Raw genomic sequence first — 18,273 nt, forward strand, 5'->3', positions numbered from 1 at the left:
TGCTTACGCCTCCTCGATGTCATATAAATCCGTTGTCGCGCAGCACCGCTTCCGTTAGTCCGCCGGACTGCGCCGTGCGGTCTTCCGGAGCGTGCAGCAAATGATCGATATATTTGCCCAGAATATCGCATTCGATATTGATCGTATCTCCGGCATGCTTGTGCTGCAGCACCGTCTCCTTCAGCGTGTGAGGAATAATCGAGACGATAAAGCTTCCCGCCTCCCGGTCGACGTCGACGACGGTAAGGCTGATGCCGTCGAGCGTTACCGAGCCTTGCGGGATCACGTGGCGAAGCGCATTCCGCTCATGCGGTTCGATCTTGAAAATGACCGCGTTGGCTTCGGCTCGGCGATCCCGTATGACGCCCGTACCGTCTACGTGTCCTTGCACGATATGTCCGCCGAATCTCGCGCCGGCCATCATCGCCCGTTCCAGATTAAGCGGACTTCCGATCTGAAGCGATGCAAGGTTCGTATGGCGATACGTCTCGGGCATGACGTCCACCGCGAACGATCGCGCATCGTATTTCACGACGGTCAAGCATACGCCGTTCACCGCGATGCTGTCGCCGAGCTTTACATCCTCGAGTACTTTGACGGCGTTGATCGTCAGGATCATCGCCTCGCCGCGCCGTTCGACCGAACGGAGCGACCCGATTTCTTCTATGAGTCCAGTAAACATCGCGGCCCCCTTAATAGGAATAAGTCTTCGCCGGGCTCGAGCCAACTCACCCTCGAACCGGATAACCGGTCACGCACCAATCGTCGCCGTACGCCTCCAGCTTGACGCCTTGCAGCCGATAAGCGGCCGACATCGCTTCGGGTCCGCGGAAAGCGAAGCCCGAGGGCGAGCCTTCTCCCCCGACGATGATCGGCGCATAGAACAGCATCAGCTTGTCGATTAACCCCGCTTGCAGCATGGCGCCGTTAAGCACGCCGCCGCCTTCGAGCAGAATCGAGCTTATGCCCCGCTCCCCGAGCTTGCTCATCGCGTCCTCCAGATCGACACGCGGTCCGGCGCCGCAGCGCAACACTTCGGCGCCGATCCGCTTGAGCTTCTCTTCCTTGTCCGCGTCGGCGGCATCCGTCGTCAGCACGATCGTCGGCGCTTCGGCGTTCAGCACGCGGGCGCGATCCGGTATTCTAAGCTGCGAATCGACAACGATCCGGACGGGATGCAGGCCGGGTACGCTAAGCCTCGTCGTCAGCTCCGGGTCGTCCGTCAGCACCGTCTCCGCGCCGACCATGATAGCCGCATGGCGATGCCTGAGCGTGTGTACGGCTTCTCTCGCGGCCGGTCCCGTGATCCACTTGCTATGACCGGCATGCGTAGCAATGCGTCCGTCGAGCGTGAGTGCTGTCTTCAATGTAACGAACGGACGCTGCTTCACGATGAAGTGATTGAACGCTTCGTTCAGCGACGCCGCCTGTTCTCCCAGCAAGCCGACCTCGACGGCGATCCCGTGCTCGCGGAGTCTCTCGATGCCTCTTCCCGCGACTAGCGGATTCGGGTCGGTCGTCGCGACGACGACCCGCGCCACCTTCTCTTGGATTAACCGTTCGCAGCAAGGCGGCGTCGCCCCGTGGTGGCTGCACGGTTCGAGCGTTACATATGCGGTAGCTCCAGCCGCTTGGTCGCCAGCCATATTCAGGGCATGTACTTCGGCGTGCGCTTCCCCGCGTTTCAGATGGGCGCCCATTCCGACGATGCGTCCTTCCTTGACGACGACGCAGCCGACGACCGGATTAATGCCCGTCTGACCGGCCGCCCCTTCGGCGAGCTGAAGCGCGAGTTTCATGTAGTATTCGTCGTTCAGAACGTTCAACTAGACACTCTCCTCTCCTTCGCCGTTGCCTTGGCGAAGCTAAAAAAAACCCCAAGGGATTACTCCCCGGGGGTTGTAGAGGCACAGCGATAGAAAGACCTTATGAAGGTACCCTTTGGCACGAACGAATAGACGTCAGTTGGCGGCTGCGTCGCGCGACGAGCGTCGGCGAGACGGATATCGCTCAACCAACGAACGCAGGCATGCAAGCATAAACGATCATCTAGCCCATACGGACGATGTCGTTCATGTCCAGCGATTCAGAATGGAATGGCGTATGCCGTCATCATGAATCGTGAAATAATGAACAATCTACAACAACGATTGCCGATCTTCCTGCGCCGTTCGATACTCAGCTTGGGCACGGTTAGGCCGCGCTGCGCTTCCTTCTCCCATCCAGACTGTAACTGTCGGTCCCGGATTCGCACCAGGTCCACCGCATCGCCACTCTGCCGGTCGGCCGGTAAGAGCGATGACGGGTCACGGACTGACGGCTCGCGCGGCAGGAACTTCTCGAAAAAGCGTCCCGCGCGGCCGATCACCGCCGGTGGGGAATTTCGCCCCGCCCCGAAGGTAAGCAACTGATTGAGTGAAAGTGTACCATCCCGCCTAATAAATTGCAATATATTGCACCACGGCAAGGGCGTGACGAGCGCAAACAATAAACCTCTTCCCTCGGGAGAAAATCCCGGAAGGAAGAGGTTCTGCAGCCGCGCGTGCCGATTAAACGTCGCGCACTTGAATCGATTGGATCTTATCTTGGCCTTTGAACGCGTCGACAAGCTCCATGCCGGATTTGACTTTGCCGAATACGGTGTGGACGCCGTCCAAATGCGGTTGCGGCTTATAACAGATGTAGAACTGGCTGCCGCCCGTGTTCGGGCCGCGATGCGCCATCGCAAGGCTTCCGCGCTCATGCTTGTTCTTGTTATGCTCGCAGGGGATCGTGTAGCCCGGTCCGCCCGTTCCCGTTCCGTTAGGGCAGCCACCTTGCGCGACGAATCCCGGAATGACGCGGTGGAACACGCCGTCGTTGTAGAATCCTTCGTTCGCCAGCTTCTCGAAATTGGATACCGTATTCGGAGCGTCCTGATCGAACATCTCGAGTACGACTTCTTTGCCGTCCGGCAACGTAATGACTGCTTCCTTAGCCAATATGAACACTCCTTCGCGTCCGCGGCCTACGATCGATTATTTGGATACCGCTTGCTTGCGCAGGCGCTCCGGAATCAGATCGTTGCCGACGATGTCCTTATACGATTCGCGAGCGACGACCAAATCCGCCTTGCCGTCTCTCACGAAGACGACGGCCGGGCGGCGAATGCGGTTGTAGTTGCTCGCCATCGCATAATTGTACGCACCCGTGCAGAAAACCGCAAGCAGGTCGCCGGTCTTAACGGTCGGAAGGTTCAAGTCCCAGATCAGCATGTCGCCGCTCTCGCAGCATTTGCCGGCTACGGATACGACTTCCTCGCGCTTGTCGTTCACGCGGTTGGCGAGCACCGCTTCGTACTTGGACTCGTACAGAGCCGGACGCGGGTTGTCCGTCATGCCGCCGTCGACGGCGATATATTTGCGCACGCCCGGGATTTCCTTGCTCGTGCCGACCGTGTACAGCGTCGTTCCCGCGTCGCCTACGATGCTGCGGCCCGGCTCGATCCAAATTTCGGGCAGCGGGAAGTCCGCGCCTTGGCAAGTCGTCAGAACGGCGTCCGCGATCGCTTGCACGTACGTGCCGAGCGGCAACGGAGTGTCGCCTTCGACGTAGCGGATGCCGAAGCCGCCGCCAAGGTTAAGCACGGTGAACGTATAGTTCAATCTGTCGCGGATTTCGACCGCGAAGCCGGCGACTTTCTCGAACGCCATCTTGAAGCCTTCGACTTCGAAAATTTGCGAGCCGATATGCGAGTGAACGCCGAGCAGCTTAAGGTTCGATTGCGCGATCGCGGTTTCTACCGCTTTGAACGCCGTTCCGTTGCTCAAGTCGAAGCCGAACTTCGAGTCTTGCTGGCCGGTGGAAATATAGTCGTGCGTATGCGCTTCTACCCCTGGCGTAATGCGGAGCAGCACGTTTACGGTTTTGCCTTTGTCGCTAGCTAACGCGTTCAGCAATTGCAGCTCGATGAAGTTGTCCACGACGAAGCAGCCGATATTGGCGTCGAGCGCCATGTTGATTTCTTCGGGCGTCTTGTTGTTGCCGTGGAAGTGGATGCGCTCCGCGGGGAAGCCCGCTTGCAAGGCGGTATAAAGCTCGCCGTCCGATACGACGTCGAGGCTCATGCCTTCTTCTTCCGCCAAGCGGCACATCGCCATGACGCAGAACGCTTTGGAAGCGTAAGCGACTTGGTGGCGCAAGCCGGTCTTGCGGAATGCGTCCATGAATTCGCGCGCGCGCTGGCGCACGAGTTCTTCGTCTACGATATAGAGAGGCGTCCCGAACTCTTTGGCGAGGTCCGTAACGTCGCAGCCCCCGATCTCAAGATGACCCTTGCTGTTGATTTTGCTCGTCCCGTGCAAAAACATATGCGATTCCCCTTTTATCTCATTTTCCGGAATTGGAACATCCTGTCCGGACTTGCGCGAATTATTCTGAGTATAGCCGAAAATACCGCGCGGGGAAATGGAGATTTTGCCACAACATTTGCATTAATGTCTTCAAGAAGGTTGCTTGCGGCTGTCGAGCGTTCTGTAAATGGACAATCTCTTTTTGTTGGACGATAGCGGGCGCCGCAGGAGCACCGACAGCAGCCCGCGCCCGTTGAACGGAAGCAGCGGCCATAGATACGGTGCGTTGAACGACCTCTCGACGGCCAAATAGACGAACACGAACGTCGTTCCGAGCACGAACCCGATATTGCCCATGAGGAAAACGGCCAGCAGCAGCCCGATCCGGACGATCCGGTTGGCAAGCCCCAATTCGTAGCTTGGCGTGGCGAACATGCCGATCGCCGACACCGCCATGTACAGAATGACTTCGTTGATGAACAAACCCGTCTTGACCGCGATATCGCCGATCAGGATCGCCGACAACAGGGTCATCGCCGTCACGAGCGGCGCGGGAGTATGGACGGCAGCGAGCCGAAGCAGATCGACGCCGATCTCCGCGAGCATAAACTGCAGGATAAGCGGAATCGTCCCCGTATTGTCGGCGCCGACGAACGCCAGCCATTCGGGCCGCATCGTGGCGTTCTGGCTCAATAAATACCATAGCGGCATTAAGAACATGGAGGCGAAAATACCGATAAAGCGAATCCAACGCAAGTACGTGCCCATGAACGGATTCTGGCGATTCTCCTCCGCATGCTGGATGAGATCGAAGAACGTCGTCGGCAGCAGCATCGCGCTCGGCGAGGTGTCGACGATAACCGCGACGCTTCCGTTCAGCAATTGGGCGGCGACGACGTCCGGCCGTTCGGTATAGCGGACGAGCGGGAACGGACTCCACGCGCCCTTAACGGTCATTTCCTCCAGTTCCTTGTCGGCAAGGGGGAGACCGTCGATATCGATCGCTTTGATCTTATCGCGTATCGATTCGATCAACTGCGGGTTCGCGATATCTTGAATGTAGCCGATGCATAAGTCCGTCTGCGTCCGCCGGCCGACCTGCATCATCTCGAAGCGGGCTTTCGGGTCGCGCAGCCTTCTGCGGATCAAGGCTACGTTCGTGAGCAGCGTCTCGGTAAAGCCGTCTTGGCTGCCCCGGACGACTTTTTCGAGCGACGGCTGCTCCGGCGTGCGGGCCGGATATTGCTTGGCGTCGATCAGCAGCACTTCGCTCTGGCCTTCGACGAAGAACGCCGTATTGCCCGCGAGCACTTGATCGATCATTTTCCGGAACGAGGACGTGACCTGCACTTGGATCGCGGGCACGTAGTGCTCGAGAAAGGAGTGGATCGCATCATGGCTCATGCTGCCCGGTTCGAGGTACGTAAGCCGCTTCAATATCTCGGTCAACGACGTATCCTTGGCGAACACGCTAAGGAACAGCAGGGCGATCGCGCGGTCGCCGACGGACATCTCGCGAACTTGCACTTCGAAGCTTTTCTCGTACCCTATCGCTTCCTTCAGCGCTTCCTTGAAAGCATCCATGCGATCGGGGATCGGATCTTCCTCGTTCTTCGTGCCGCTCTGCTTCGGTCGAACGCCGCCCTGGTTCCCTTGCTCACGATCGGCCTGCGCCTGTTCGCGATCCCGCTTGGGCATCCCGAGCATCCCGTCATGCATAAAGTCCATGCTGTCGTGTTCCGTCGTCTCCATACCTTCCTCCTCGATATCATAGAATCTTCGTCGGGCTAAGGTCGCAGCCATAGCCAATCGACGAGCGAGCCCGTCAGTTTGCCCAGCACGAGCGCAAGCAGCAGAGAGAACAAATAGGGCTTCAGTCTCAGCCGCTTGGCCAAGATCGGCAGCACGTTCAGCACTTCGGTCAGCGCCGCAGCGAACATGCCCACGAACAAGCCTTGGAAAATCGCGGGAACGAGCAACACCCCGTCCGGCAAAGCGAAGCTCCATCCGAACAGATCCGCCGAGCTCCAATAGACCGCCCCGGAGAGAATGCCGGATTCGAACCATGCGGACCGCCGGTAAGCCCGCGTAAGCTGGACAAGCCTCGGTATCAGATCGAGCACGATGAGCAAGGCGACGAATGCGCTGCCCACCGTAAATCCGCCGGCGAAGCTGATCAGGACGAGCACGATACCGTGGAACCCGTCAATCACGCCGATCCCCTGCCCGCATCTCGAGCCGCTCGTGTTTCTTGCGGTATTCCTCGGTAATCACGTAGTGGTTGACGTTCTCTTGGTACATGAACATCTCGACTTCGAGGGGGTTCGGCTCGTCGTTCAGCTTCCGGCGGAGCAGGCGATTGAAGAAGAGCAGCATCCCCATCCCCACGCCGATCGAATAAGGAACTTGAAACAACCAAGGGTGTATGGCCGGCTTGCCGGTGATAAGCTCGGTAATGCGCTTCTGGACGGCCGGCATGTTGACGTCGGCATGGAAGTTCATCATCGCCATGCCCGATCCGAAGAACAGCAAAATCCAGGCGGTGACGAGCAGCCATCGGCGAGGCTTCACTTCGCCGGAAGCGACGATCTCGAGCAGCACGTGCGGCTCCCCGAACGTCTCGATCATAATGCCGGGCTCCGCCTCGCGAATCGCCTTGACGATCTGCAGCATATCAATGACGAGCAAGTTGCCGTCTTGCTCGGTAATGCGATGAAGCGGAAGCCGCATCAGCCGATGTTCCAATCGAGGATCGACGACGATACGCGCGACGTCGCCGAGCGTAACGACGGCTCCGGGCTTCACGACCGCGCGCCTTCTCATGCGGACGTAGACGATGTCAGGTTCCAGTTGTTCCATCGGCTCCCTCCCCTTTTGGGGTAGTATGCCCAGGAATGCAAAAAAAGCCTTATGCGATGGCAGACCCCATTCAGCAATTGAATCTCTCTCCGGCCGCTGTTGTCTCCAACAATTTTCTGATTACCCTTTAAGGATAATTGTCGGATACAAAGGCGGACGTAAACTTCTCCGAGAGATTCATTGCTTTCTGGAGCATTCATCACACAGGGCTAATTTCAAAACCACTACTGGGCGATTTGGTTCTTGATCGACTGTAAAATCTTCTTCTCGAGACGGCTGACCTGGACTTGGGAGATGCCGAGCCTGCCGGCGACCTCGGATTGCGTCTGGTCGCGGAAGTAACGAAGATAGACGATGAGCCGTTCGCGTTCGCTGAGCCCTTGGATAGCCTCGGTCAGCGCGAGCTTGTCGAACCATTTCTCCTGCGATTCGTCGGCGATCTGATCCATAAGCGTAATCGGATCGCCGTCGTTCTCGAATACGGTCTCGTGGATCGACGCGGGCGGCTTGTTCGCTTCTTGCGCGAAGACGATTTCCTCCGGCGTCACGCCGAGCTCCTCGGCGACTTCGCCGATCGTAGGCCCGCGTCCCAGCCGCTTGGAAAGCTCGTCCTTCGCCTTGCGGACGCGGTTCGCCATTTCCTTGAGCGAACGGCTGACCTTAAGCGTCCCGTCGTCCCGAAGAAAACGCTGGATCTCGCCGATGATCATCGGAACCGCGTACGTGGAAAATTTGACGTCGTACGATAGATCGAATTTATCGACGGACTTGAGCAGTCCGATGCATCCGATTTGGAATAAATCGTCGCTGTCGTATCCCCGGTTCGCGAACCGTTGGACGACCGACCATACCAATCTGATATTGCTGTTCACGAGCGTGTCGCGCGCGGTTACATCTCCGGATTGACTGAGCGCAATCAAGCGCTTGACTTCGCTGTCATCCAAGTAAGCCGGCGGAGACGAACGCTTCCACTCCAGTTCCATGCCTCCAACCCCTGCCGCACGGTTATTAATTGAACAACGCTTTTTTGGATTCGATCCGCTTTTTCATCCGGAGCTTCGTGCCCGCGCCTTGACTCGTCTCGACCTCGAACGCGTCCATGAAGTTCTCCATGATCGTGAAACCCATTCCCGAACGCTCCAGCTCCGGCTTGGACGTGTACAAGGGCTGGCGTGCCAGCTCCACATCCTCGATGCCTCCGCCTTCGTCGGAAATCGTTAAACTTAGCGTATCGCCGTCTATGATCGCTTCAACGGTCACCGTGCCTTGCTCGCTGCCGTTATAGCCGTGGATGATCGCGTTCGTAACCGCCTCGGATACGACCGTCTTGATCTCGTCGAGCTGCTCCATCGTCGGATCGAGCTGCGTTACGAACGCCGCGACCGTGATGCGGGCGAACGCTTCGTTCTCGGAACGGCTGGCGAAGGCGAGCTTCATATAGTTGTGTCCGCTCATGAGACGACCTCCAGACTGGCGATCGCCGAACGTTCGGTTTCGTACACCGACAGTATTTTGAACAACCCGGACAACTCGAACAAGCGCTTCACGCTCGTTTGGATGTCGCTGATGACCATTTTGCCGCCGCGGCTCTTCACCAGCTTGTATCGTCCAAGGATAACGCCCAGACCGGAGCTGTCCATGAATTGCAAATCCTTCAGGCTCAATACGACGTGATCGCAGCGCCCCCGAAGGATGGCATCCTCCATCTTGAACCTGACGACGTCCGCGGTATGGTGATCCAATTCTCCTCTAAGCCGAACGATCAATACGTTGCGGTGCTGCTCCAGCTCGACCTGTAAGCTCATGCGCTTTTCCCCTTTCGCTGCATTAGCTGCATGGTCACCAATTCTACGGCAGGCTCTCCCATTCCTGCCCTCCGACAAAACTAGAAGCTACGCGCGATAACGCGACAATATGCGCCAGCGCTAAAGGATCGGCGAACCGTCAATCCGCCATGAACAGCTTGCCCGTCGCCCGCTTGAACAGCATCCACCAGCCGGCGCGGTTTACGGTCACAGGCGATTCCACCGGGAATTCTTTGATGACCTCGTTGTTGCGATACACGACCAGCTTGCCGACCGGGTCTCCCGCTTGGACTGGCGCTTGGACGCGATTCAGGACGAGTTCGTGGCGGATGCCTTTGCCGGCGTCGCCTTTGCGAAGCAGAATGCTGTACGAATGTTTGGCGACGAGCGGCACTTTCTTCGTTGCGCCTTTCTCGATCGTGAACTCGCCGATGGCGTCGCCTTTTTTGTAGATCGGCACGTTCGTGAATTGGGCGAATGCGTAATCGAACAGATGCGACACTTCCGCGTTGCGGGTTTTCGTGTTCGGCTCTCCCATCACGACGGCGATCAATCTTAAATTCTCTCTGCGGGCCGTAGCCGACAGGCAGAACTTCGCTTCGTTCGTGTAACCGGTCTTGAGACCGTCCGCGCCGTGATAGAACCGTACCAGCTTGTTCGTGTTGACGAGCCAGAACGGTTTCTCGCTTGTCTTGCGCAAATGGTCTTGATAGAGTCCCGTATACTTCGTAATCCCTTCGTACTTCAGCAGCTCCCGGGACATGATGGCGATATCGTGGGCGGAGGATACGTGGCCTGCGGCAGGGAGGCCGTTGCAATTCTCGAACCTCGTATTTTTCATCCCTAATTGCGCCGCTTTGTCGTTCATCATCGCCACGAATTGCTGCTCGCTGCCCGCGATCTTCTCGGCCAGCGCGACCGAAGCGTCGTTGCCGGAGGCAAGGGCGACGCCTTTGAGCATGTCGTCGACGGTCATCTCTTCGCCGGGTTCAAGGAAAATCTGCGATCCGCCCATGGATGCGGCGTATTCGCTCGTCTGCACTTTGTCGGTCAGCTTCAGGCGTCCTTCATCGATCGCTTCCATCACGAGCAGCATCGTCATAATCTTCGTAATGCTGGCCGGAGGCAGCTTGGCGTTGCTGTTCTTCTCGTAAACGACGGTGCCGCTGTCCGCATCCATCAGAATGGCGGATTTGGCGCTGGCGGCAAGACCGGCGATCGGTACCGATGCCTGCCCTTTCCCCTCCTCCGCCCATGCCGCGGACGGCAATAAAAGCAGCGCGGCTAGCGCGATGACGAATCCTCGGTACCCTCTTACGCGAAATCGGCTTGCGTTCAATGATGGCTCTCCTCTCGGCCGGATCACGGCCATGTTGTCTGGACTTCTTCCCTTCAGTCTTTCCTTTCGGAAAGAAATATATTCCATACGCAGTCTTCGCCGAAGCAGAAAAAAGCCGACCTCCTTGTTTGGAGATCGGCATCGGCGGCTACACGACGGCGTCTATTTTCGTTTGCGGCGCGACCGAGCACCTTTTGCACACTTGAATCGTCTTCCTGCTTGCCGGCGTTCGCGGGTAGAGCAGCTTGATCCGGGTAGAACCGCATACCGGACATGTTCCTCTCCCTCGCGCCGGCAAGTTGTACAACGAGCGTCCCCGCTTCGATTTAGCCATGGCTATTGGCCCTCCTCATAGACGAATCATACGTTCTCTACTAGTAGATGCGGACAGCCTGGCGGAAATGTCTCGGAGTTGGAGCGGGATGGGGCAGCAGCGCGGCGGCATCGAGCTGCTGCCCATCCTGAGCGAAGGGGATATCGTTGTAAAGGCGCAAAAAAGCCCCACCGTCCGCTCAGGACGATGAGGCTAACTTACACCGCAGCTTACATCTTAGGCAGCACGTTCAGCACGAGGGACAGGAATTGTTCCTTCACGAGCTCCGTCGTCTCCATGACCTCCTGGTGGGACAGCGGTTGGTCGAGAATGCCGGCGGCCATATTGCTGATGCACGATATGCCGAGCACTTCGATGCCGGAATGTCTGGCTACGATCACTTCCGAGACGGTCGACATGCCGACCGCGTCCGCGCCCAACGTGCGGAACATGCGGATTTCCGCCGGCGTCTCGTAGTTCGGCCCCAGCAGGCCTACGTATACGCCTTCCTGCACCGAGAAGCCGAGCTCCGCCGCCGTTTCCTTGGCAATGGCGCGCAGCCTGCGGCTGTATGCCTCGGACATGTCAGGGAAACGAGCGCCGAGCGCGTTATCGTTAGGTCCGATCAGCGGGTTGCGGCCCGTTAAATTCAAGTGGTCCGAGATCAGCATCAGGTTGCCCGGCTTATACGACATATTCACGCCGCCGGCCGCGTTCGTCGCTAGCAGCGTACGGACGCCGAGCGCCTTCATGACGCGCACGGGGAATGCCGTACGCTCCGGCTCGTAGCCTTCGTACATATGGAACCGGCCGCGCATAAGCACGACGTTCCTTCCCTGCAGCCTGCCGATGACAAGCTCGCCAGCGTGGCCTTCGACCGTGGATACCGGAAAATGAGGGATGTCCGCATAGTGGATCGTCACCGCATCCTCCAGTTGTTCTCCCAGTACGCCCAGGCCGGAGCCTAGAATGAGGCCGATCTCCGGCGTAACGCTCGTCGTGGACCGAATATACGCGGCCGCTTCGTCGATTACCGCTTTCGTGATTAAGTTGGACATCCTGATCTCTCCTCGTATCGCTATAATGATTATCGCAGCAGCTTTAGAAAGCTATTGCCGTGAGTCGCGAACGACACCCCGAAGTTATCGGCGATCGTCGCTGCCAAATCCGCGAAGCTAGGCCTCGTCTCCAACCGCCCGCCGGCCGCGAAGCTTGGGCTGTATACCAGCAACGGCACGTACTCGCGCGTATGGTCGGTTCCGGCATGCACCGGATCGTTCCCGTGATCGGCGGTAATGAGCAGCAGATCGTCCTTGCCGGTTGCCGCCATGAGCTCGGGCAGCGCGCGATCGAATACTTCCAGCGCGCGTCCGTAACCTTCCGGATCGCGGCGATGGCCGTACAAGGAATCGAAGTCGACCAGGTTCGTGAACAACAACCCGCTAAAGTCCTTGTTCATCTCGCGGACCGTCACGGCGATGCCGTCTTCATTGCTCTTCGTCGGGTATGCGGCCGTGATGCCTTCCCCGCTGAATATATCGTTGATTTTCCCGACTGCGGTCACGTCGCGCCCCGCCTGCTTCAACGCGTTAAGCACGGTCGGCTGAGGCGGCTTCACCGCGTAGTCGTGCCGGTTCGCCGTGCGCTTGAACGCTCCAGGCTTACCGATATAAGGACGCGCGATGACGCGGCCGACCGCGTATTCGTCCGCCAGCGTGAGCCTCCGGGCGATTCTGCACGCGTCGTACAGCTCCTCGAGCGGAATGATTTCCTCGTGGGCGGCCAATTGGAATACGCTGTCGGCGGACGTATAGACGATCCACGCCCCCGTCTTCATTTGCTCCTCGCCAAGCTCGTCCAATATTTCCGTGCCGGAAGCCGGTTTGTTGCCGATGACGGATCTGCCGGTCGCATCCTCGAACTGCGCGAGCAAAGCCTGCGGAAAACCGTCCGGAAACGTGCGGAACGGCGTGTCGATCCGCAAGCCCATGAGCTCCCAATGGCCGGTCATCGTGTCTTTGCCGACGGATACTTCGGCCATTTTGCCATGATAGCCGACAGGCGACGGTTCAGGCTGCCAATCCGAGATCGGGGCGATATTCGCCAAACCTAGCTTCCTCATATTCGGCAGCGATAGGGCCGTAACCCGCTCCGCGATATGTCCGAGCGTATGCGAACCGACGTCTCCGTAGTTCGCCGCATCGGGTAATTCTCCGATCCCGACGCTGTCGAGAACGATTACCGTTACTTTACCGAAACCCATGCTGGTTTCCCCTTTATCATTCGAGTCTTGACGTTCTAGCCCGCGGATGGCTCATCTCGTACACTTCTTTGAGCTTAAGCTTGGCGGGCGGCTGGTACGCTTGCGTCGTCGCCGGCGCGGCATGTCCGAGCATTTCCTGAACGGCGCGCAGATCGGCACCGTTGCCGAGCAAATGCACGGCGAAAGACTGCCGGAGCGTATGCGGCGATATATCGATGCCTAGCTGCGCGGCGTATTTTTTCATGATTTTCCAGAACCCCTGCCGCGTCAATCGCCCTCCGAGGTTGTTGACGAAGATCGCGCTTATCGGCTTGTCCGGATGGAGGAGCCTCGGCCGCGATTGTTCCATATAACGGGTCATCCACTCCGTGCAATGAGAACCGATCGGTACCATTCTTTCCTTCCCCCGCGAACCTAAGCATAGCAAAAAACCCATATCCAGTCGAATATGGCCGATATCGAGCGCGATCATCTCCGACACCCGCAAACCCGAGGCGTATAGCAGCTCCAACATCGCTCTGTCCCGCAGCCCATGGTCCGTGCGCACGTCCGGGAGCTCGAGCAGCTTGACCATCTCTTCCGTCTCGATCGCTTGGGGCGGCTTGCGCTCGATCTTCGCCGATTCGAGCTGCATCGCCGGATTGTAATCGAGCGCGCGGCGTATCGCCAGCTCGTTGCAGAAAGCGCGGATGGACACGATTCTGCGGTTGACCGTGGCAACGGAACGTCCTTCCGCTCGCAGCTTATTCAAATAGGTTTGAATATGAAAAGTCCGTATTTCGGTCGGTTTCGTAACGCCGGCGGCTTCCATCATGGCGATAAAATCGTTCAAGTCGCTCCTGTAGCTCTGCAAAGTGTTCGCGGATATGGAGCGTTCTTGCTCCAGCTCGCCTAAATAGGCGCGCAGCCAATCGCGAAGCGTCGTCATCTCCGTCGTCCTCTATTCTGTATGCTATTCTCCGAGCCAATAAAACAACCGAAGCCGATCGCCCGGAGAAACCGAAGGGTCGTTCCCATCTCCCGATTGGAACACCTTCTCCGCTCTGCCTTCCGGGACTTTATACGGATCTCTCGGCTTCAACCAGTCGTGAAACAGGCTGAAAAAATGATGCACGAAAAGCGTCAATACGACGAAAAGGAGCGTAAATTGCAGTCGCTCCCGCCATTTGTTGACCGTCTCTTGCATACAGCTTCCCCCTCTTGTCCCTGCACGGTATTAATCCGTATGAACGAAAAGGGGAAATGATTCATGCTTATCCTAATACGCTTTGAAGCTCAGTGTAATTCATTCCGACTGCATGCGCAACGCTGTTGTGCGTGATGACGCCCTTGTGCGCATTGACCCCGAGCGCAAGCGCGGGGTTCATCGTCACCGCCGCTTCGAAGCCTCTCGACGCGAGCTGCAGGACGTAATCGATCGTCGCGTTCGTAAGCGCCAGCGTGGACGTCCGAGGAACGGCTCCCGGCATGTTGGCGACCGCGTAATGGATGACGCCGTGTTTCTCGTACGTCGGATGCTCGTGCGTCGTCACGCGGTCGATCGTCTCGATCGAGCCGCCTTGGTCTACCGCCACGTCGACGATGACCGCGCCTTTTTTCATCGTCGTGACCATCTCTTCCGTGACGAGCCTTGGCGCTCTCGCGCCGGGAACGAGCACCGCGCCGATGAGCAGATCGGCTTTGCGCACCGCGTTCGCGATGTTGTAAGGGTTGCTCGACAGCGTCCGCAGCCGTCCTTGAAACACGTCGTCCAAATATCGCATCCGCTCGCTGTTTTTCTCGATCACGACGACTTCGGCCCCTAACCCCAGCGCCATCTTGGCCGCGTTCGTTCCGACGATGCCGCCGCCGATAATGACGACCTCCGCTGGCGGTACGCCCGGAACGCCGCCTAGCAGCACGCCGCGTCCGCCGAAGTATGCCTCGAGGTATTTCGCGCCTTCCTGAACGGACATGCGCCCGGCCACTTCGCTCATCGGGACGAGCAAGGGCAAGCTGCCGCTGGGCATCTGGATCGTCTCGTACGCGATGCCGGTCACCCGCCGATCGACAAGCGCCTTCGCCAGCTCCGTAGCCGCAGCCAGATGCAAATACGTAAAGAGGATCAAGCCTTCCCGGAAATAAACGAACTCTTCGGGAAGCGGCTCCTTCACTTTAACGATCATATCCGCGGTCGCCCACACCTCGGCGGCGCTTTCCGCGATTATCGCCCCGGCCGCCGCGAATTCCTCGTTCGAGAACCCGCTCCCGATTCCCGCGTCTTTCTGGACGATCACCTCGTGGCCTTGCTGCACGAGCATTCCGCAGCCGGCAGGGATGAGCGCGACGCGATACTCTTGAAGCTTGATTTCTTTCGGCAAACCGATAATCATGTCTTTCCCTCCCCGCCGCAATCTTCATTCGCCTGAATAGGATGCCCCTCCGGCAATCCTGCGCTTCATGGCGAACGCTGCCATGTCTTACATCAGTATACGTAACGAACGACTAGGAGGACGCACGGCCGCGAGGCGATCCGTTATCGCAGCAGTTGCTCGATCTCGTCCGTTAGCTCAAGCGGCTTTACCTGCGGCTCGAACCTCGCGATTTCAAGGCCGTCCGCGCCAACGAGAAACTTCGTGAAGTTCCAACGGATCTCTTCGCCCGTCAGATCGGTCAAGTAGCGGTATAGCGGATGGGAGCCAGGTCCGTTCACTTCGATCTTCGCGAGCACCGGGAAAGTCACGCCGTAATTCAGGGAGCAGAACTCGGCAATCTCTTCGGCGCTTCCCGGTTCCTGCTCTCCGAATTGGTTGCAAGGAAAACCTACGATGGACAAGCCTTTGTCCCCGTATCGTTCGTGCAGTTGCTGCAGCTCGGCGTACTGGGGAGTCAACCCGCACTGACTCGCCGTATTCACGATGAGCAGCGCTTTGTTCTTATAAGCTTCAAGCGTCGTAGATTCTCCGTTCGCTTTGCGAACCTCGTAGTTATAGATCGTCATTCTTCAGTTCCTCCTCGATTCCGTTCGGTTGTACTTTGGTCATCATCGATGCGATGTGCTTTCTGAGCGCGTCCGCTTCTTCCAGGGTTACCCCAGCCTGGCAGAACATCCGCCCCGGAACGTCCCGCGCCTGCTCCTTCAGCTTCTTGCCTTGGTCAGTCAACGCGATAATGACGCTGCGCTCGTCGCTTGGATCTCTTGAACGCGTCAGATGTCCCATCGTCTCCAGCTTCTTGAGCAAGGGAGTCAGCGTCCCGGAATCCAGCAACAGCCTGGCGCCGAGCTGCTTGACGGCGACCCGATCATCCTCCCACAAAGCGAGCATCGTAATGTATTGCGTATACGTTAGACCGAGCTCTTTCAGATACGGCTGATAGCGTTTCGTGATTTCCCGCGAGAGCGCATATACCGCGAAACAAAGCTGATTGTCCAAACTTATTGCCGCGTCGCGTTGCATGAAACCCTCCTTCTGCCTATCTATCAATCGCCAATTAATTGCATGCAATCTAAATGAATGATCTCACTATAACATTCGCGTTACGGACGAGTAAAGCGTTGACTTTGCATTTTAAATTGTATACAATTTAATTTATATAAATCTATTGATTCAGCGAAAGGGCGTGTGAACGTATGTCCATCTACGAGATCGAAGTGAACGGCATCCGGGGCGAGACGAGAGACTTGTCCGAGTACCGGGGCAAAGTGATGCTGATCGTGAATACGGCGAGCAAATGCGGCTTTGCGCCCCAATACAAGGGACTGCAGAAGCTGCATGAATCGTACGCCGATCGCGGTCTTGCCGTTCTAGGTTTCCCCTGCAACCAATTCGCCGGACAAGAGCCGGACGACGAGGCGACGATCGCTCAGCAATGCGAGCTTAATCATGGCGTTACCTTCCCGCTCCACGCCAAAATCGAAGTCAAAGGCGCCGGCATTCATCCCCTGTATAAGTATTTGACGAAAGCGAAACGAGGTTTCCTCGGAACGAAGTCGATCAAATGGAACTTTACGAAATTCCTCGTCGATCGGAACGGCAGAGTCGTCCGCAGATTCTCGGCCACCGACACTCCGGAGCGAATCGAACGCTCCATCCGAGAGCTGCTATAGGAATCAAAAAAGCTATTCCGACGGCTTATCGCGTTGGAATAGCTTTATTATTATGGTTGCTCCGGCGGATTGTCCGGTTGGCATTTGGCGCAAATTCCTTGAAAGTCGAGCCGATGATCAAGGACGGTGAAACGGTATTCGGTCTCCAGTCGCTCTTCCAGCGGCAGGAGCCAATCTTCCATGATCTCCGTCATCGATCCGCACTTTACGCAGATCAAATGGTGGTGGTGATGCTTGTTGCTTTCCGTCCGCAAGTCGTAGCGCGCGACTCCGTCCCCGAAGTTCATCTTCTCGACGACGTGCATCTCGGTAAGCAGCTCAAGCGTCCGATAGACGGTCGCCAGACCGATTTCGGGCGCTTTGTCCTTAACGAGCATGAAAACGTCCTCTGCGCTCAAATGATCTTCTTCGTTCTCTAGCAGCACGCGCACCGTTGCTTCCCTTTGCGGAGTAAGCTTGTAGCCCTGGGCTTGCAATTGTTGTTTCACTTTTTCAATGCGGGCTTCCATCGTTTCCCCTCCGGTCGCAAACACAGCATGCTTCCATTATAGGTCGCGCCCGTTCGATAAGTCAAACCCTCTAAATGATAGACATTCTCATCCAAAAGGCGGTAAAACTCGCTATTCTCGCACGGCATTCGTCACCTGCGCGTCGACCGGAGGCGCTAATTGGGAGAGCACAACCGGCGCTACGAACGCTTCGTATAGCGCAGCGCAGAGCAGTACGGCCAGCATTAATCCGGTAACCGCCGTGTGGGCGAGAAAAGGCGGCAGCAGTTGACCCTTCCTGCGGAACAACCTCTCGCGGACGAGGAAAAAGGCGAATCGGGCAGCGGAGACGCTGGCGATGAGCAACGCCGGCACGACGATCGCGTTCGGCAGCGCCGTCGAAGCCAGGAAGAAGAGCACCCCTTTCCAAGCAAGTTGGTCCACGAGCAGCGCGACGGCAAATCCGATCAGCATCCCTTTCAGAAAATCCAGCACGAGAACGAGCGGCAACCCGATGACCGATACGCCGAGCAGCCAGATCAGCCCCAGCCATTTGCCGTAGAAAATAAAGCTGTCCCAGAACGCAGCCGCGTGATCGAATTGATCCGCATGCCGGATCGACGACAGATAGAGGTCCATCTGATCGGCAAGCTCCTGCTGCTGTTCGAGCGTCAGCGCGCTGGCGAGGAAGACGCCGAACACCGCGCCGACGACGATCAACGCCAGCATGAAGACGTACAAATTCAATTTGTCGCGAGCCGACATATTCCACAATCGAAGCTTCACGG

22 protein-coding genes and 1 riboswitch are annotated in these 18,273 nt (G+C 57.6%); of the genes, 1 reads left to right on the forward strand and 21 read right to left on the reverse strand.

All coding sequences use genetic code 11. From position 1 onward, the window contains the following. Nucleotides 1–19: 19 nt before the first annotated feature. The 19 genes from ribE to COHPA_RS0104620 all read right to left on the reverse strand — a co-directional run bounded on the left by ribE (nt 20) and on the right by COHPA_RS0104620 (nt 16,347). The gene (gene ribE / locus COHPA_RS0104520; protein ID WP_027085011.1) at nt 20–682 is read right to left on the reverse strand and encodes a riboflavin synthase; all 663 of its coding nucleotides are present in this window, start codon (nt 680–682) and stop codon (nt 20–22) included. A 46-nt stretch (nt 683–728) separates the two neighbouring features. Beyond that, complete coding sequence (gene ribD / locus COHPA_RS0104525) at nt 729–1,826, reverse strand: bifunctional diaminohydroxyphosphoribosylaminopyrimidine deaminase/5-amino-6-(5-phosphoribosylamino)uracil reductase RibD (protein WP_027085012.1); 1,098 nt, start codon at nt 1,824–1,826, stop codon at nt 729–731. A 380-nt stretch (nt 1,827–2,206) separates the two neighbouring features. Further along, a riboswitch (FMN riboswitch) is annotated at nt 2,207–2,405 on the reverse strand. Between the two features lie 144 nt (nt 2,406–2,549). Next, nucleotides 2,550–2,981, reverse strand: coding sequence for a peptidylprolyl isomerase (locus COHPA_RS0104535; protein ID WP_027085014.1), 432 nt, complete (start codon nt 2,979–2,981; stop codon nt 2,550–2,552). Nucleotides 2,982–3,017: 36 nt separating this feature from the next. Then, complete coding sequence (lysA, locus tag COHPA_RS0104540; RefSeq protein WP_027085015.1) at nt 3,018–4,349, reverse strand: diaminopimelate decarboxylase; 1,332 nt, start codon at nt 4,347–4,349, stop codon at nt 3,018–3,020. 132 nt (nt 4,350–4,481) lie between these two features. Next, nucleotides 4,482–6,083, reverse strand: coding sequence for a spore germination protein (locus COHPA_RS0104545; protein WP_027085016.1), 1,602 nt, complete (start codon nt 6,081–6,083; stop codon nt 4,482–4,484). Nucleotides 6,084–6,118: 35 nt separating this feature from the next. Further along, entirely contained in the window at nt 6,119–6,544 is a 426-nt protein-coding gene (locus COHPA_RS0104550; protein WP_027085017.1) for a stage V sporulation protein AB, read from the reverse strand. Continuing rightward, complete coding sequence (locus COHPA_RS0104555) at nt 6,537–7,190, reverse strand: stage V sporulation protein AA (RefSeq protein WP_027085018.1); 654 nt, start codon at nt 7,188–7,190, stop codon at nt 6,537–6,539. Before COHPA_RS0104555 ends, COHPA_RS0104550 begins: the two co-directional genes overlap by 8 nt. Before the next feature lie 224 nt (nt 7,191–7,414). Further along, nucleotides 7,415–8,173, reverse strand: a complete 759-nt coding sequence (sigF, locus tag COHPA_RS0104560; RefSeq protein ID WP_027085019.1) for an RNA polymerase sporulation sigma factor SigF — start codon at nt 8,171–8,173, stop codon at nt 7,415–7,417. Nucleotides 8,174–8,198: 25 nt separating this feature from the next. After that, nucleotides 8,199–8,645 (reverse strand): anti-sigma F factor, encoded by a 447-nt coding sequence (spoIIAB, locus tag COHPA_RS0104565; protein ID WP_027085020.1) that lies wholly within the window; start codon nt 8,643–8,645, stop codon nt 8,199–8,201. Continuing rightward, nucleotides 8,642–8,995: an anti-sigma F factor antagonist gene (gene spoIIAA, locus COHPA_RS0104570; protein ID WP_027085021.1), complete on the reverse strand. Its 354-nt coding sequence runs from the start codon at nt 8,993–8,995 to the stop codon at nt 8,642–8,644. The genes spoIIAB and spoIIAA overlap by 4 nt, the downstream gene beginning before the upstream one ends. A 139-nt stretch (nt 8,996–9,134) precedes the next feature. Then, entirely contained in the window at nt 9,135–10,334 is a 1,200-nt protein-coding gene (locus tag COHPA_RS0104575) for a D-alanyl-D-alanine carboxypeptidase family protein (protein WP_051421794.1), read from the reverse strand. Nucleotides 10,335–10,482: 148 nt separating this feature from the next. Continuing rightward, the gene (locus COHPA_RS0104580) at nt 10,483–10,668 is read right to left on the reverse strand and encodes a hypothetical protein (protein WP_027085023.1); all 186 of its coding nucleotides are present in this window, start codon (nt 10,666–10,668) and stop codon (nt 10,483–10,485) included. 209 nt (nt 10,669–10,877) lie between these two features. Continuing rightward, nucleotides 10,878–11,705: a purine-nucleoside phosphorylase gene (locus COHPA_RS0104590; RefSeq protein ID WP_027085024.1), complete on the reverse strand. Its 828-nt coding sequence runs from the start codon at nt 11,703–11,705 to the stop codon at nt 10,878–10,880. A 29-nt stretch (nt 11,706–11,734) separates the two neighbouring features. Further along, nucleotides 11,735–12,910, reverse strand: a complete 1,176-nt coding sequence (locus COHPA_RS0104595) for a phosphopentomutase (RefSeq protein ID WP_027085025.1) — start codon at nt 12,908–12,910, stop codon at nt 11,735–11,737. A gap of 16 nt (nt 12,911–12,926) precedes the next feature. Further along, complete coding sequence (locus tag COHPA_RS0104600; RefSeq protein WP_027085026.1) at nt 12,927–13,838, reverse strand: tyrosine recombinase; 912 nt, start codon at nt 13,836–13,838, stop codon at nt 12,927–12,929. A 24-nt stretch (nt 13,839–13,862) separates the two neighbouring features. Further along, nucleotides 13,863–14,096, reverse strand: coding sequence for a DUF4227 family protein (locus COHPA_RS0104605; protein ID WP_027085027.1), 234 nt, complete (start codon nt 14,094–14,096; stop codon nt 13,863–13,865). A gap of 67 nt (nt 14,097–14,163) precedes the next feature. Continuing rightward, nucleotides 14,164–15,282, reverse strand: coding sequence for an alanine dehydrogenase (gene ald / locus COHPA_RS0104610; RefSeq protein ID WP_027085028.1), 1,119 nt, complete (start codon nt 15,280–15,282; stop codon nt 14,164–14,166). Nucleotides 15,283–15,425: 143 nt separating this feature from the next. Continuing rightward, nucleotides 15,426–15,890, reverse strand: a complete 465-nt coding sequence (locus COHPA_RS0104615) for a glutathione peroxidase (protein ID WP_027085029.1) — start codon at nt 15,888–15,890, stop codon at nt 15,426–15,428. After that, nucleotides 15,877–16,347 (reverse strand): MarR family winged helix-turn-helix transcriptional regulator, encoded by a 471-nt coding sequence (locus COHPA_RS0104620; protein ID WP_027085030.1) that lies wholly within the window; start codon nt 16,345–16,347, stop codon nt 15,877–15,879. The genes COHPA_RS0104615 and COHPA_RS0104620 overlap by 14 nt, the downstream gene beginning before the upstream one ends. A gap of 173 nt (nt 16,348–16,520) precedes the next feature. On the opposite strand from COHPA_RS0104620, the gene COHPA_RS0104625 reads away from it, so the two are divergent. After that, nucleotides 16,521–16,997, forward strand: a complete 477-nt coding sequence (locus tag COHPA_RS0104625; protein ID WP_027085031.1) for a glutathione peroxidase — start codon at nt 16,521–16,523, stop codon at nt 16,995–16,997. Nucleotides 16,998–17,047: 50 nt separating this feature from the next. Here the strand turns inward: COHPA_RS0104625 and fur are convergent, their stop codons facing one another. Beyond that, on the reverse strand, nt 17,048–17,506 hold the full coding sequence (gene fur, locus COHPA_RS0104630; protein WP_027085032.1) for a ferric iron uptake transcriptional regulator: 459 nt from the start codon (nt 17,504–17,506) through the stop codon (nt 17,048–17,050). 111 nt (nt 17,507–17,617) lie between these two features. Further along, nucleotides 17,618–18,271 carry a stage II sporulation protein M gene (gene spoIIM / locus COHPA_RS0104635; RefSeq protein ID WP_027085033.1) on the reverse strand — a complete coding sequence of 218 codons (654 nt, stop codon included), beginning with the start codon at nt 18,269–18,271 and terminating at the stop codon, nt 17,618–17,620. Between the last annotated feature and the right edge of the window lie 2 nt (nt 18,272–18,273).

Origin of the sequence: Cohnella panacarvi Gsoil 349 (genome assembly GCF_000515335.1) — a bacterium.
Lineage (GTDB): Bacteria > Bacillota > Bacilli > Paenibacillales > Paenibacillaceae > Cohnella > Cohnella panacarvi.